Here is a 13530-nt window from a genome sequence, read left to right as displayed (position 1 = left end):
CGAGTGGAGCCGGCGGGCTTGAGGCCGTTACCGCCAGTATGAGCCACCAGCCGCCGTGCGTACGGCCATCAGCCCCGCTTGCCCGCTTTCTAGCCGGTGCCGGTAACAATAAGCGCGGGCGTTCTGTCTCAATTCCGCAACAAACGAGGAGGTTCGTCCGTCAAAATACACTTACGACTCGTCACGTCACGCAAATCCGGCTCAAGTTCCGCAGAATAATTTCGAGGGGGGCGAATTCGTGAGCGAAACAAACAAACGACCACAGGCGCTAAAGTCAAAGAAGCAAACCGCGACCATGAAGCGGAGAGCGCTCAAACCGAAATCCATCAAAGCGGCTGCTGTACCGATCAAAGCGCGGAGCCCGGAGGCTCCGCGCCCTTGATATCCGTCTGGCTTGTGAAGCCAGCCGCAGCCGGTCGCATGAGCAACAGCGCAGATCAGGCGCAGTCATTGCCCCCGATCAGGGCGACAATGGGAGCCGAGTTTTTCACCGGACTCGTCGACGGCGACGAACAGAAAATCACCCTCGGAGAAATGCGCCAATCCGGCCCCCGCCGGCTGCTGGTCCTTTTGCGGCGACTACAAAAATGCGCGCAACCACGTTGAGTTCGACGCGGACCGCTGGCCCGATAGGCCTCAGGCTCTCCGACCTCGAAACACTGTTCGTCTGCCAAGCTTGCGGCCCACCGCAGCGCCGAAGTCCGGCCGCTGTTCGAACCGGCCGCCATGGAGCACCGGGGGGTATGGGATGCCCTGGAACTTGCCCATCTTTGTGCAGTTATCGGTCGGGGCCTCGGAAGGATTTGGCCATGCTTCGCCTCCTGTCGATTCTCACCTTTAGCGCGCTCTGCATCCTTCCGGATCGAGCATCCGCTGATCAGGTGAAGCCGCATGAAAATCCGGCATCCGAGATCAGTTCCCGCCAACGGTGCGCGTGTGGTGCGACCCGCATTATTCATCACAGGCGGTATCGAACCGCGTACTTAATTGGCTATGACGTCCTGCCGTACCGCTACGGCTCGACCTTTGTATGGGAGCGGCCGTATCGGTATTACAGGCGCTAGCAACCGCGAAGAAAAACCCGCCGGCGTGAACCGGCGGGCTTCCGTTTGGAGCCTCATCGAGATCAAGCGCAATCGTCTTCCCGCACCAGGCTAAGCACCTTGGACGGGACCTGAGCCGGCTCATCCTCCGCGAGAAAATTCGGCGACCAGCCGCTTTGTCTGATCGAGAATGATAAGGGCATGTTCGCAATTTTCAGGCAGCTGGCAGGCGAGTTGTATGGCATGCCGACGGTGCCACGCTGGGTCTTCTGCCACTAGATAATCTCCTCGGCACGGGCGACGTCGATATTGTCCAGCGCATCGCCGATCGAGAATAGGAGCGTCTCCAGCCGGGCATTCCATGAAAGCTCGTCCTCGCAAGTCGGCCCATCGTCGTCCGCCAGGATATAGTGGAGCAACGCGCGAAGGCCGGGTACTGACGTGGGAGCGGTCGAGAGCAACGCATCGAGACGCTCTTCACCAGCGTCGATGGCATCGCAGAGGACATTCTCGACATCGCCGAGAATGGTGGAATGGCGACTAAGCGCGACGTCGAGCCTCACATGCGCCCGGTCCCGCTGCTGGCCGAACAAGGTCGGGCACTGGTCGATTTGCTTGTGGCTGTAGACGACGATCGGCGAGCCCCATCGTTGACGGCGGCGACGAACGGAGAAAGTCCGATGCCCTCGTCCAGTAAGGATCTGCTCGCGCCGTGATTTTTCTTCTGACGCCGCGGCAGCTACGCGGGCTGCCGCGCGATAAGCGTCGATGAGGCCGAACACTGGTCTAACGATGCCGCTGGTGCGATTGCGGAGCATGCAGGCGGAATTTTCGCTAGCGTCAGAGGAACGCCACCGACGGCCACGCTGCTGGACAGGAAGCGGCGCCGCGATGAGACGGCGGCTATGGCATTCGTAGAATCGGCTTGTGACATGTCCAAACCTCCATTTTCGGGTTAGCCCTCGGTTGGGTTTGTTGCCCATATTGGACAACTGGCACGACCTGTGCCATGGACTAGCACATGTCAACCAACTTGTGCCGAAGGGCTTGTGCTCGTAGAAACTGACATGGCCGAGGATAAGAAAGACCAGCGAATTCCAGTTATGATGTCGGCTGACGAGGTCAGCGCGATTGATGAATGGCGCCGACGTCACCCTGATTTACCATCCCGCTCCGAAGCTATCCGCCGGCTTGTCGAGCTGGGGCTGAAGGCGAAGGGGAAATAAACGCGCGTTCTATAGTCGAAGGGGAACGACCATGAAGCCGCTAATTGGACTTATCGCGCTGCTTTTTACGACTAGCGCGCTTGCTCAAGCTGCTCCACCGAAAGCGGCCAAAAGGCCGCCCGTTCAGGTCAGGCCGCAAGCGCCAATGGGTTGCAAACTGGTCGGCGCGGTTAGAGGCACCAAGATCTGGGCAGGTGACTGCATCGGTGCGGCGCCTGCTGCGGCGGAAACTCCGCCGCCGTCCCCAGCTGCACCACCCCCAAGCGACGTCGGCGTTCCCGCAGAAAAGCGGTAAATTCCGCATCGTTTCGGGCGACTGGTCGAGATCGGACTATAAGGGCGAAAAGAAATGACGATGACCGACCTTCGGGAGCTAGAAGAAATGGCGGTAAAGCTACAAGTCACCGCCCGTAAGCTTCCGCAGGGACCGGGCCACGACGATCTACTTCGAGATGTCGCGAGTTTTCGTGCACAGTTAGTCGCCCGACTACCAAGCGAGGGGGAGGTGAAGAAGTAGATTGGATACGATCAAGACCGCTATAGGATGGCTCGAATTACCGCACTGGCTCATCATCGCGGGAGCCGCGCTGGCAGTGGTCGGCCTAATTGGCCTTGTGATCAGCCGACGACAACCGGCAAAGGGCCAGGACGAACCGGGCACGGAGCCAAGTCCTGAGTCGCGTCCCCAACTGCCACCGATGCCGGATCTTCTTGACTCCCGGCCACGAAAGCGTCGCTCCGGTCCCGACAAACAGTTCTGACCAATAACAATGTTCATTAAGGACTAATCCAACGGCTGGAACGGGGGATGCCAAGTCTCCGAGATTCCGCGGATCATGCGAGGGCGAGCTTGACGAAGGAGAGACTGAGCAAAGACGCGGCGGATGCGTTCCGGCTTCTTCGGGCCTTTCGCTCGATCCGTGACCGGGCCATCCGCCGACGTGTCGTCGAGACGGTTGAAGCGATGACGGCGGGGCGTTCGGACATTTCCGACAAAGCCGATGCTAGCGAGGCAGAGCATACCGAACGGTGAACGATGGACCGTCCCCGGCTGGAGGTTCATAGATCACCAGGTCGGCTGGTCCCATAAGCTGGCGCATGGCGTTGCAGGCCATTGAGTGCCTGTTCTGATCCGGGCTTACTATCCGATGCAGTTCGCCTGCGTTGATCTCGATATGCGGACGCCCTTGCCTGGCCGCCCGACCGATTTGAGCCTCGGCCTCTTCGCGGAATTCTTCCGTGGTGGGCATGGCAAGCCCTCGTTCCAATCGATTGGCAAGCAACTACTGATCGAAATATAACTGACCACTCAGCGATACAGCGCGTCAACCCAACGTGCCGAACGCTGGTCGCGCAGGGCCTGCTCTTGCGTCATGGCAGGGGGTGGAGCGCCGAGCCATTCCGTTATCACTCGGCGAAGCCGTCTCGTTAAGCCGTCCTCACCGCGGAAAGGTCGGCTGGGTCGATACCCGTCTGGACTGGGGCGAGGTGATTGATTTCTCTCCGGCTGACTCCGAGTTTTCTTTTGAACCTATGGCCGATCGCTCTGACCAATTATTGAAGCGTAGAGAATCCCCACCCCTCCCCGCTTCGCATCAGAAACCCCGCTCCCCAAGGCGGGGTTTTTGCGGTTCAGACGCGCCTCGACTACCCCCGCAGTAGTAATCCGTTTGAGACATGAACCATGGCACGGTTTGTGGTGACTCCTACACGTCGGGATTTTGCACATTCTTCCCGGGGCTAGACCAGCGCCGCCAGCGAGTATTTTAAGCTTGGCGGCGTTGTTGTCCGTTAGCGTAAGCCATGCCCATCACTCGAAATCCGCCTGCCGTCGCCCGCCAGTTCGCGGCCGACATGCGCGCTTATCACGCCGAGCAGGATGGCAACCGACGCGACCGGATCGCGGTCGGCATCAGGCATATGTTGTTGGAGCATATGCCGGCCAGCACCAAGCCGCGGTTGAGTGAGATCAAGGAACTGTTTGAGTTGATGCGATGAAAACTGTCTGGATCTATACCGATGCGGCCAAGAAAGTCGGCGACGAGAACCACATCAAGGTCTTCGCGACAATCGAGGCCGCAGAGAAATGGTTCGAGGAGAACGCTCCGGAAGGGGTGGCGTTCGAATACGAAGTTCTCGAGTGAAAGCCCTCCGGCACGCGCTTTTCCGCGCGCTCCCGCGATCTGCGCGATCATCGGCGATGCCCTTGGCGCAGTACTTGCCCGTAAGATCACGGTGCAACCCTAGCCAGCAACAGTTCCTTAAAGGATGGCAGGAATAGTTTGCGCGTATGGATCAGGGCGACCATGAATGGTTCATGCCGACGCTTAGGCGCGGCTACGCCCGTCTTGCGGCCTGGATGGTACGTTCGAACAGAACGTCAGAACCGGGCCGGCCAGCGGAGCCGACGCGGACAGAGGTCCCAGCCAGAATGCCGGGATCGTCACGGCATTCAGAGCCATCTCGACCATAGCCTCCGTCGCGACAGGATTTGTAAGGAGCGTTTGGTGAAGGGGCTATTGATAGCGATTGGCGTTATTGTTGCCCTTTACATTGGCGATCAGCAGTTCGCCCAAGGCAAATACACCTACGCAGTTCAGCGCATGGTGGCCCAGATGAGGCATTCGTTTGGAATTTAATGCCACCTCGTTTTTGGCGGCTACACGGGCATGACAAGTTGCCCGCTAGACGACAGGATCGAAGACCATATCTATGCGTTAACTCGTCAAGCCCAAATGGGAGGTCAACAATGATTAACGACCGAAACCGACGGGCACCGACGGCTGCAGAACGCGAAGCCCACAAGGTATTCAAAGCGGTCCGGGCGAAGGAAGCTTTGACCGATTACGCCAAAGCGCAAAAAGCGTTCGATGATAATCGAGAACGCCTGAGGGCGGAACGGTTGGCGCGGGAGGCTGAAGCAGCCCGACAAAAGCAGGTTAAGCATCCATCTGGATGACTGCGGAGGACCAGGCTTGGACTCTGCCTGGTGGAGGGTGAAATGGCCTGCACTTTCGCCGCGTGGATACTGCTGACGATCTGGAAATTTGGATCGCAAGCAGCGACGACTATTCATTCGTTATCACCAGAGACAGCGGAAAGCGAAGCGACCGCTGATCATATCGACCACCACGACGGTGGCGACGAGGCGCTGCCCGCTTTTCTGTCTGATGACAGCGACGACGACGAGCTTGCGGAAGACGACGAAGCTCTGCTCGCCGCCGAATGACCTGCAACTGGCGGGGGGCGGTGTGATCCGCTCCAGCCAGTGTTTCCCCGATCCTTCACACTCAGCCCGGCTTCGGTCGGGCCTTTTCTTTTTAGGAGCCTGTCACGAGCATCCCAGACCATGCCCGGACCAATTTCCAGACCCTGCTGCGCGCGGCAGACGACGGCAACCTCGCCCTGATGGAATGCCTCGACGCCTAACGGGCACTCCCCGCTACGTCATCTGCACCGTGGGGCGAGACAATGGCGATTATGTCTTTACGCCCTTCGGCCATCTCGCCGAGGGCAACCCCTACGACGCCTACCTGCCGCCCGATCCCGATGATCCCGAGGGTTTCATACAGCCCGGCAGCGCATCATGATGGTCGGTGCGTCCCATTGACGGCGGATCGTCAGCATGACCATCGCCGTCGAATTGGATTTCCTTGCCGGAGCCGACCGTCGGTTCAGCCGGAAAAGCGCCCACCTGATGGTCGGGCGCTTTTCCCATGTTGGTGTTTTCAGCCACGAGACGCTCAGCACTTCAGGGCAACCGCATCGCTAAACTTATCCGGTGCGCTTGAACCCATGTTTCGACGCTCTTCGGCTGAAAACCTTCCAGCCCGGGTTGCGGCGCGAAGGGCTGCGCGAGAATGATGTCGGCCTCGTTGGGATAGGTGGCAAAGTAGCGGAACTTCGAGGCGACGCGCCGGCCGACCCCTTCGCCCATGGCCACATCGACCTCGTGCTCGAATTCGTCGAGCGGCTGACCACGATAGCGGACAGGGCGGTCAAGACCTGCGCTGAGACGGGTTGCGAGTTCATCGCCCGTTAGGCTTTCCGGCCCGGCGATGCGATGATCGCCTCCCATCGCGTCGCGCTCCAACAACGTCAGCGCCGCTTCGGCGCAATCGTCGGCGGAGGTCCAGGCGATGCGCTGTGAGGCCGGGATCGGCGGTGCGAACACGCCTTCGCTCATGATCTCCGCCAGCGCCGAGGGTTTCAGCATATTGTCGAGATACATGGTCGGGCGCACGATGGCGAAGGGAATGCCGGAGGCGCGTGCGGCATCCTCGATCATTTGATTGGCGATGAAGCTCGGCTCCTCGCAGGGCGCTGGCCGGCTGGCGCTGGCGAGCTTGAGGACAAAGGATTGGATGCCCGCCGCCTTGAAGGCAACGAGCGCGTTCTGCGCCTGCGTTGCCATCGGCTCGGCCGGGCCGATCGGCACCTGAAGCATGGCATGATCGATGCCGGTGCTGGCGTTCTCGAGCGAGACAGCATCGCCGAGATCGCCTTCGGCCAGTTCAACGCCGGGCGCGGCCAGTGCCGCAGCACGCGCCCGGTTGCGCACCAGCGCGCGGACTTTCAGGCCCTGCGCAAACGCGGCGCGCACCACGGCACCGCCCTGAACACCCGCGGCGAGAAAAACGAGAATGGGTTTCGATCTGTCGATCATAGACTGCTCCATCAAAATGGCCTGTCGGAGCAGCTACGTCGTCAACGCCACCGATCAGACCCGAAAGCACGGCGTGCCGCGCGGGGACTGTCGGGGATCGCATCGCTCGATGCGAAGAGAGCTTTCCCGATCTCGGGAAAGGGCTTGGGCCTACCCAGACCAAGCCTGCCATTTCGACACATCAATTAAAGCGGGGGACCGAGCAGGGTCAAGAGGGGGATCACGAGGTCGGCGGCATCATCGTGCTGATGCCGTTTCGCCTTCGGCATTTCGAGTGAGAGGTCCGCCCGGACGGGATTGAGTCCGGGCGGTCTAGAGAGAGCGTCGCGCGGGCTTGTCCGTCTCCGCTCTCCTGAAAGCTCATCCCATGAACATCCTGTCCCCCGTGGCCGTTGCGTCGGCCACGCCGCTTCGGCTTGGTCCTTCGTCGGGCATTCTCACCGCCGCCCATCTTCTGCTGCCGCGTCTCGAACGAGGCGAACGGATCGACGCCGCCATCCTGCGCGGTGCGATGGAGGAAGCCTTTGGCGCCTCCGATGCGACAGGCATCTGGGACTGGAAGGCGGCTTATGAGACGTGCGAGGTCGCGACCGTCCTGTTCCTGCGCAAATACGGAAAAGCGCTGTTCCGCAAGGCCGCCTCTCCGGCTGCGCGGCTTTCCGTAATGACGAAGATCGCCTGCCTTTTGCCGACGCAATCCCGCCGTTCGGAGGAAAGTCGGGCGCTCCAGCAATTTTCGACGCCGCTGCCGCTCGGTCTTGCGGCACTGACTACTGCGGCGATCACGCCCGATGACCGGGTGCTGGAACCATCCGCTGGCACCGGCCTGCTGGCGATCCTGGCGCAGACGGCAGGTACATCGCTGATCCTCAATGAACTCGCAGACACCCGCGCCGAGCTTCTCGCCTCCCTCTTTCCGGCCATCCCCGTCTCCCGCTTCGACGCCGCGCAGATCGACGACCATCTCGAACCTGCCGCCGTTCCCTCCATCGTGCTAATGAACCCGCCATTCTCCGCTCTGGCGAATGTCGCCGGGCGCGTCCATGACACCGCGCTCCGTCATATCGGTTCCGCGCTTGCAAGGCTTGCACTTGGCGGGCGACTGGTCGCGATCACCGGCGCCAATGTCGGCCCGGAGCTGCCGGACTGGCGCGATGCCTTCGTGGCCCTACAGACGCGCGGGCGTGTCGTGTTCTCGGCTGCGATCAACGGCGCGGTCTATTATAAGCTCGGCACCAGCTTCCCGACCCGGCTGACCGTCATCGACAAGCGGCCCGCCGACGATCCGACCGTATTCCCGGTCTCGCCGGGCATGGCGTCGGATGCTGCCACGCTGCTCGATTGGATCGGTGCACAGGTTCCGCTGCGTCTCCCCGTCACGCTGCCTGTTGGCGCTGCGCCGATCTCTGCCGCCTCGCCGAAGACCGTGCGCGGCTATCTTTCTCGCGCCGCCATCGCGCGTCCGGCCGCACAGTCTTCGGCCGATCCAGAAGGCGTCGAACTCACCTATGAGACCGTGGACTGGACGCCGCCAGAGGGCGCGAACCTCACCGATGCTATCTATGAAGAATACGGATTGCAGTCGATCCGTATTCCCGGTTCTGAGAAGCATCCGACGAAGCTGGTCCAGTCGGCGGCGATGGCGAGCGTCGCCCCGCCCAAGCCGGGCTATCGCCCGATGCTGTCGGCGAACATCCGCGCTTCTGTCGGACGCCCAGCTCGAAACGGTGATCTATGCCGGAGAGGGGCACAGCGACTTTCTCTCCGGATCGTGGACGGTCGATGAGACCTTCGATGTCGCGCCCGCCGACGCCGTCGGCACCGTTCGCTTCCGCCGCGGCTTCATGCTCGGCGACGGCACCGGAGCCGGGAAAGGCCGTCAGTCGGCCGGCATCATCCTCGACAACTGGCTGCGCGGTCGCCGCAAGGCGGTCTGGATCTCGAAGTCCGACAAGCTGATCGAGGACGCGCAGCGCGATTGGTCCGCACTCGGATGGAGCGTCTGCTGGTCACTCCGCTGTCCCGCTTCCCACAGGGCAAGCCCATCACCCTGTCGGAGGGCGTCCTGTTTGCAACCTACGCCACGCTTCGCTCCGACGACCGCGGCGAGAAGGTTTCGCGTGTCCGGCAGATCATCGAATGGTTGGGCTCCGACTTCGACGGAGTGATCATTTTCGACGAGAGCCACGCGATGCAGAATGCCGGCGGTGGCAGGGGCAAACGGGGTGACGTCGCCCCCTCGCAGCAAGGCCGCGCTGGCCTGCGGCTTCAGCACGCCCTCCCGAATGCTCGTGTCGTCTATGTCTCCGCGACCGGCGCGACCACCGTCCATAATCTCGCCTATGCCCAACGGCTCGGCCTATGGGGTGGCGAAGACTTCCCCTTCGCCACCCGCGTGGAGTTCGTTGAGGCTATCGAGGACGGCGGCGTCGCAGCGATGGAGGTGCTGGCCCGCGACCTGCGATCGCTCTGCCTCTATACCGCCCGCTCGCTCTCTTACGATGGCGTGGAATACGAGCTGGTCGAGCACGCGCTGACCGATGAGCAGCGCCGCATCTACGATGCCTATGCTGGCGCGTTCGCCATCATCCACAATCACCTCGACGCGGCGATGGAAGCCGCCAACATCAGCGGCTCGACCGGGACCTTGAACCGGCAGGCGAAGTCCGCCACCCGCTCGGCATTCGAATCCGCGAAGCAGCGCTTCTTCGGGCATCTGCTGACGTCGATGAAAACGCCGACCCTGATCGGCTCGATCGAGCGCGATCTAGAGGCCGGACACGCCGCCGTGGTGCAGATCGTGTCGACCGGCGAAGCGCTGATGGAACGGCGCCTGACCGAGATCCCGACCTAGGAATGGGGTGACGTTCGCGTCGACATCACGCCGCGCGAATATGTGCTCGACTATCTCGCCCACTCCTTCCCGGTGCAGCTCTACGAGCCCTTCACCGATGGCGAGGGTAATCTGTCGTCGCGTCGGGTCTATCGTGATGGTCAGCCTGTCGAGAGCCGTGAGGCAGTCGCGCGTCGGAACGAACTGATCGAGCGCCTCGTGTCCCTGCCTCCGGTGCCCGGCGCTCTTGATCAGATCGTGCAGCGCTTCGGCACCGACATGGTGGCCGAGGTGACGGGCCGCTCTCGGAGGATCGTCCGCAAGGGCGGCCGCCTGGCCGTCGAGAACCGCGCGCCGTCGGCGAATCTCGAATCTCGCCGAGACGGCCGCCTTCATGGACGACCTGAAGCGTGTTCTCGTCTTCAGCGAGGCCGGCGGCACCGGCCGTAGCTACCACGCAGAGCTGTCGGCGAAGAACCAGCGGCTGCGCGTGCATTACCTCCTCGAACCGGGCTGGAAGGCCGACGCCGCCATCCAGGGCCTCGGCCGTACTAACCGGACGAACCAGGCGCAGCCGCCGCTGTTCCGCCCGATTGCGACCGACGTGAAGGCGGAGAAGCGCTTCCTCAGCACGATCGCGCGGCGGCTCGACACGCTCGGCGCGATTACACGCGGGCAGCGCCAGACCGGCGGCCAGGGCCTGTTCCGACCCGAGGACAATCTGGAATCCTGCTACGCCCGAGACGCGCTGCGCCAGCTCTATCTCCTGATCGTGCGCGGCAAGATCGACGGCTGCTCGCTCCATCGCTTCGAGTCCTCGACCGGCCTGAAGCTGATGGACGACAACGGCATCAAGGACGAGCACCCGCCCCGGCACCGTCGCCGATCTCTTCGAGGGCTATGTCGCGTCGCTCAAAGCCGCAAACAAACCTTCCTGGAAGGAAACCGAAAAGGGGCTGAACAAGATTGCCGACACGCTCGGTCGCAACCGTCTCGCCCGCGAGATCGAGCATCCATTTGGCGCAGTTCAGTGATGCCCGCCCACCCTTTGACCAGCTTGCCACGATTGCAGACTAGGCAGGCAAATTGGGGTTCAAAGCCCTTCAGATCCCGACCTGGGATCAGCACCTGTTCGACGTTCGCAAGGCTGCCGAGAGCCAGACATATTGCGATGAGCCCAGCTAGATACATGGCGGGTCCGTCCCCATCCCAGTGATGAGCTTTCGCCGATATCGAGTAGTCAAAGATCGCGTCATGAAGCGCATCCAAATCCCGGCGATTTGCCGCGTCTCCACCGCTAAAGTGCGGATGGCGCCTCCCTGCGTCAAATCTGTAGTGGCCGATTAGTCATAATAGCCCGGTGCAAGCCTGAAACCTGACCATGCTTCGGGGTCATGTCCCGTGACCAAAGCAGCACCGACCTGTTCCGCAAGCGCGCGCAATTTACGCACCGACCGCACAGAATCCACGGCAGACGCCATGAAGCCGGGAAGCGCCCTTTCATTCCAGTGATCCATCGTATAGACGGCATCGGCGGCCAACAAGAGCGGTCCGCTGCTGTGCAGCGTCACAAGAAAGGACTGATGGCCGAGCGTGTGTCCCGGTGTGAAGATCATCCGCAGCACACCATCTCCGAAGAGATCGTAGTGATCGGTCGCGTCGCCCTCGAGAAATTGCCAATGTAGCCCGTGACGGTCGAAATCCTTGCGGGCATAGGCCCCTGCGGCGAACCAGTCGGGCGTGAAGGCATATTCATATTCGCGCCGCTGGACGATGTGCGTTGCATCGGGAAAGCGACCGATCGCGCCGGTGTGGTCCGAATGAAGGTGCGACAGCACGACGAAACGAACATCTTCGGGAGCAAGGCCAAGTGTCGCCAACTGCGCGATGCAGCCTTGGTTTTCTGTCATCACGGGCTTGTAGGAATCAACCGAAGCACCCCAATAGCCGCGCGGATCGGCCACCCCCTCCGCCGCCAGCCCGCCGTCGATGACGACATTGCCCTTGGGATGAGCAAGGAGGAACCACGGGACAGGTATCTCGTAGTCGGCTCCGTTACCCTGGTTCATCCTGATATCGTGAACCTTGCACTGCTGAGTGCCCGATTGAAGTATGTAGAGTCTGGCGCTGCTCATAAACCGTCCTGACAATCGAAGAGTTGAAACCGATCTTCGCCCTTTCGCGGAGTGAGCGAAGCGGCGCCTCATACTTGGATGAAAGCACCACTGATCGGTAGGCCGCTTGATCCGCTTTTATTTATCGGATCAACCGATATATTCGGCGCATGGATTATCTAGCGGCAATGCGCGTTTATGTACGCGTCGTAGAGAGGGGCAGCATGTCGGCCGCTGCTCGTGATCTTGGTATCGGCCAGCCAGCAGTCAGCGAACGGATCGAACGTCTGGAAGCAGATTTGGGCTTGCGCCTGCTGCGCCGTAATACGCGGACTATTTCAGTTACGGATACAGGCGCGGTGTTCTACGAGCGCTGCAAGCTCGCCATTGAAGCTGCCGATGACGCCCTCGCAAGTGTGCATGAGGATATGTCCTTGCGCGGCACATTGCGGATAGCAGCGCCTCATGGCTTGGGCGAAGTCGTGTTGCCGCGCATTCTGCTCCGCCTTCGTGATCGTCATCCTCAGCTCAAAATCGACCTGGTGCTCAATGATCGCATGGTCGACCCTACCACCGAAGGCGTCGATATTTCGCTCCGGCTGGGAGATCCCGGCGAGGGCAGCTTCGTTGCGCGCAAACTGGGCCATGTGTCCCGTGTGCTGGTGGCATCGCCCGATTATCTTGACCGTTGTGGAGTGCCGACAACGCCAGCCGATCTCACAAGGCATCCCTTTGCCCGTGTGTCGGGTCTGTTCAATAACGGCCGGCTTCCCTTGCAAACGAGAGATCGGCGAACAGTGTCCGTGCCAATCGAAGTCGCCTTAAGCATGAGCAATTGGCGCGCGTTGCACGCCGTTTTGCTTGGCGGAGGAGCAATCGGAGTGTTGCAGGAACCCGTATGTTCCGATGATCTGGCCGGCGGCCGACTAAAACGAATCCTGTCTGATTTTACCGTTCCAGGTTTCGATCTGCATATCCTTTATGCGGCCAATAAGCCGGTCCCTCCCCGAACTCGGATGATCGTGTCTTTCCTGCAAAAAGAGTTGCCGGACTTTGCCAGATTGCCGAAGCATTGGAAGTGAAGCCGGTTTCGATTGAGCAAGACCGGACGGCGGGATGCCAAAGGAAAACCCAGTTCGCGGCGTGCGCGCCGTTGATGCTGCCAGCGCAGCGCTGAGGCCATGGCATCAGCGGTTTCACTGGTGTATTTTTACTACTTGGACCCACCGTGACTGTTGACCGGCTCGTCGTCGGCAGTAGCGCGCCACGCCGCGCCATGAGATCATCATATTGGCCGCTCTTGAGCGACCAGAGGAAGCCGAGCAGGCCGACAAAGCCCAGCGCGAGTGCAAGCGGCACTAGAAGGACCAGAATTTCCATCAGACCACCTTCTTCGCTCGCGCCCTCAGCGCATTGAGCATCACGATCACCGACGAACCAGCGATCGGTGCGGCCGGCACGTTGTAGACAACAGCAAGCCAGAGATTCTTGCGCATCAAATAGCTCTTACCGAGATGATCGGGGCCCCATGGAGGCGTGGTAGACACCATCATCGGAAAAGACGCTTGTAACAAGGTCCGGACCTCTGCCGTTCCACGCGCGCCCGAACTCCGTAGCTCGTTGCACATTCATCGTCCTTTTCATGTTT

General features: G+C 61.1%; 12 protein-coding genes and 4 pseudogenes. 11 read left to right on the top strand and 5 right to left on the bottom strand.

Going from position 1 to position 13530, the window contains the following annotated elements; all coding sequences use genetic code 11:
* Positions 1-1318 precede the first annotated feature (1318 nt).
* Positions 1319-1861: a hypothetical protein gene (locus ABIB78_RS33730; RefSeq protein ID WP_429032693.1), complete on the bottom strand. Its 543-nt coding sequence runs from the start codon at positions 1859-1861 to the stop codon at positions 1319-1321.
* Positions 1862-2110: 249 nt separating this feature from the next.
* Between ABIB78_RS33730 and ABIB78_RS33725 the strand changes: the two genes are divergently transcribed.
* The 8 genes and pseudogenes from ABIB78_RS33725 (at position 2111) to ABIB78_RS33690 (ending at position 5859) form a co-directional block, all read left to right on the top strand.
* Positions 2111-2269, top strand: coding sequence for a hypothetical protein (locus tag ABIB78_RS33725; protein WP_429032690.1), 159 nt, complete (start codon positions 2111-2113; stop codon positions 2267-2269).
* Positions 2270-3119: 850 nt separating this feature from the next.
* On the top strand, positions 3120-3302 hold the full coding sequence (locus tag ABIB78_RS33720; RefSeq protein WP_429032688.1) for a hypothetical protein: 183 nt from the start codon (positions 3120-3122) through the stop codon (positions 3300-3302).
* 85 nt (positions 3303-3387) lie between these two features.
* A complete protein-coding gene (locus tag ABIB78_RS33715; RefSeq protein ID WP_429032686.1) occupies positions 3388-3570 on the top strand; it encodes a hypothetical protein in 183 nt (60 codons plus the stop codon).
* Positions 3571-4123: 553 nt separating this feature from the next.
* Positions 4124-4267 carry a hypothetical protein gene (locus ABIB78_RS33710; protein WP_429032684.1) on the top strand — a complete coding sequence of 48 codons (144 nt, stop codon included), beginning with the start codon at positions 4124-4126 and terminating at the stop codon, positions 4265-4267.
* Positions 4264-4413, top strand: coding sequence for a hypothetical protein (locus tag ABIB78_RS33705; RefSeq protein WP_429032682.1), 150 nt, complete (start codon positions 4264-4266; stop codon positions 4411-4413). The genes ABIB78_RS33710 and ABIB78_RS33705 overlap by 4 nt, the downstream gene beginning before the upstream one ends.
* A 605-nt stretch (positions 4414-5018) precedes the next feature.
* Positions 5019-5228, top strand: a complete 210-nt coding sequence (locus ABIB78_RS33700; protein WP_429032680.1) for a hypothetical protein — start codon at positions 5019-5021, stop codon at positions 5226-5228.
* 42 nt (positions 5229-5270) lie between these two features.
* Entirely contained in the window at positions 5271-5498 is a 228-nt protein-coding gene (locus ABIB78_RS33695) for a hypothetical protein (protein ID WP_429032678.1), read from the top strand.
* Between the two features lie 110 nt (positions 5499-5608).
* Positions 5609-5859, top strand: a pseudogene (locus tag ABIB78_RS33690) (DUF6117 family protein).
* Here ABIB78_RS33690 and ABIB78_RS33685 read toward each other — a convergent pair.
* Together ABIB78_RS33685 and ABIB78_RS33680 are read right to left on the bottom strand one after the other, a co-directional pair.
* On the bottom strand, positions 5799-6005 hold the full coding sequence (locus ABIB78_RS33685; protein ID WP_429032677.1) for a hypothetical protein: 207 nt from the start codon (positions 6003-6005) through the stop codon (positions 5799-5801). The pseudogene ABIB78_RS33690 and the gene ABIB78_RS33685 sit on opposite strands and share 61 nt — an antisense overlap.
* Positions 6006-6020: 15 nt before the next feature.
* Positions 6021-6935 carry an NmrA family NAD(P)-binding protein gene (locus ABIB78_RS33680; RefSeq protein ID WP_429032676.1) on the bottom strand — a complete coding sequence of 305 codons (915 nt, stop codon included), beginning with the start codon at positions 6933-6935 and terminating at the stop codon, positions 6021-6023.
* Between the two features lie 367 nt (positions 6936-7302).
* Between ABIB78_RS33680 and ABIB78_RS33675 the strand changes: the two are divergent.
* Positions 7303-10639 (top strand): annotated as a pseudogene (locus ABIB78_RS33675) (strawberry notch-like NTP hydrolase domain-containing protein); the annotation flags it as partial.
* A pseudogene (locus ABIB78_RS33670) lies at positions 10626-10778 on the top strand (site-specific integrase); the annotation flags it as partial. The pseudogenes ABIB78_RS33675 and ABIB78_RS33670, both read left to right, overlap by 14 nt.
* Positions 10779-11111: 333 nt before the next feature.
* On the opposite strand, the gene attM reads toward ABIB78_RS33670, so the two are convergent.
* Complete coding sequence (gene attM / locus ABIB78_RS33665; RefSeq protein ID WP_429032674.1) at positions 11112-11903, bottom strand: AttM family quorum-quenching N-acyl homoserine lactonase; 792 nt, start codon at positions 11901-11903, stop codon at positions 11112-11114.
* 149 nt (positions 11904-12052) lie between these two features.
* Here attM and ABIB78_RS33660 point away from each other — a divergent pair, with 149 nt between their 5' ends.
* Positions 12053-12964, top strand: a complete 912-nt coding sequence (locus tag ABIB78_RS33660; protein ID WP_429032672.1) for a LysR family transcriptional regulator — start codon at positions 12053-12055, stop codon at positions 12962-12964.
* A gap of 131 nt (positions 12965-13095) precedes the next feature.
* On the opposite strand, the pseudogene ccoS reads toward ABIB78_RS33660, so the two are convergent.
* Positions 13096-13262 (bottom strand): annotated as a pseudogene (gene ccoS / locus ABIB78_RS33655) (cbb3-type cytochrome oxidase assembly protein CcoS).
* Positions 13263-13530 lie beyond the last annotated feature (268 nt).

The sequence above is a fragment of the Bradyrhizobium sp. I1.14.4 genome (assembly GCF_050435825.1).
Lineage (GTDB): Bacteria > Pseudomonadota > Alphaproteobacteria > Rhizobiales > Xanthobacteraceae > Bradyrhizobium.
Note: the sequence above shows the minus strand (reverse complement) of the source record. Positions and strands in the feature narration are given on the sequence as shown.